Source organism: Sphingopyxis flava, from assembly GCF_900168005.1.
Taxonomy (GTDB): Bacteria; Pseudomonadota; Alphaproteobacteria; order Sphingomonadales; family Sphingomonadaceae; genus Sphingopyxis; species Sphingopyxis flava.
Window position 1 is genome coordinate 1 of the sequence record NZ_FUYP01000116.1, and the last position, 1,055, is coordinate 1,055.

The window sequence follows — 1,055 nt, forward strand, 5'->3', positions numbered from 1 at the left end:
CCTAGAGTCGATTTCGGTTTGATTGAATCGACAGGGGATTCCCTAGGGGGTCGATTTCTGATTCAACCTGCTGGCTGAGCAGGAGGTCGGCATGGATGGCGAGACCGTATTCGAATGATTTGCGCGAACGGGTTGCTGCGGCGGTTGCTGGTGGGCGCCGTTGCCGTGAGGTAGCGGCGCTGTTCGATGTGAGCGTTTCGAGCGTTGTGAAGTGGTCGCAACGTCAGCGAACGACCGGGAGCGCGGCGGCCAAGCGCATGGGCGGACATCGCAAACGCCTGCTGGAACCGCACCGTGACCTGGTGATCGGGCGCTTGAGGGAAGAGCCTGATCTGACGCTCAAGGCGCTGGTGGCCGAACTGGCCGAGCACGGCATCACGACTTGCCCTGTATCGGTGTGGCGGCTGGTGCGTTCCGAAGGAATGAGCTTCAAAAAAAAGCCTGTTCGCCGAGGAGCAGGCGCGCCCGAAGATCGCCAGACGGCGCGCTCAGTGGAAGAAGTATCAGGGTCGGCTTGATCCCACCCGGCTCGTCTTCATCGACGAGACCTGGGCCAAGACCAACATGACCCCGATCCGTGGCTGGGCACCGCGCGGATCAAAGCTGGTTGCACACGCCCCGTTCGGCAAGTGGCGCACGCTGACCTTCCTCGCGGCGCTGCGCCATGACCGGATCGATGCACCATGCGTGCTCGACGGGCCAATCAACGGCCAGCTCTTCACCGCCTACGTCGAGCAGTTCCTCGTTCCCACCCTCTTGCCCGGCGATATCGTCATCATGGACAATCTCGGCAGCCACAAGGGGCAGGCCGTACGCAAGGCCATCCGCGCAGCAGGGGCACGGCTCCTGTTCCTGCCGCCATACTCGCCCGACCTCAACCCGATCGAACAAGTCTTCGCCAAGCTCAAATTGCTCATGCGAAAAGCCGCCGAACGCACCGTCGAAGACACATGGAAACGCATCGGAACCCTGCTCGACGCCTTCTCGCCCAGCGAATGCGCCAACTACCTCAGAAACTCCGGGTACGCGTCAATCTAAGTGAAAACGAGTCTAGC

1 protein-coding gene is annotated in these 1,055 nt (G+C 61.6%); it reads left to right on the plus strand.

What is annotated here, in order from left to right:
* Nucleotides 1–95 precede the first annotated feature (95 nt).
* A protein-coding gene (locus tag B5X69_RS20780; RefSeq protein ID WP_139375931.1) for an IS630 family transposase occupies nt 96–1,038 on the plus strand; the annotation gives its coding sequence in 2 pieces (ribosomal slippage) (nt 96–431 and nt 433–1,038; 942 coding nt in all).
* Nucleotides 1,039–1,055: the final 17 nt, after the last annotated feature.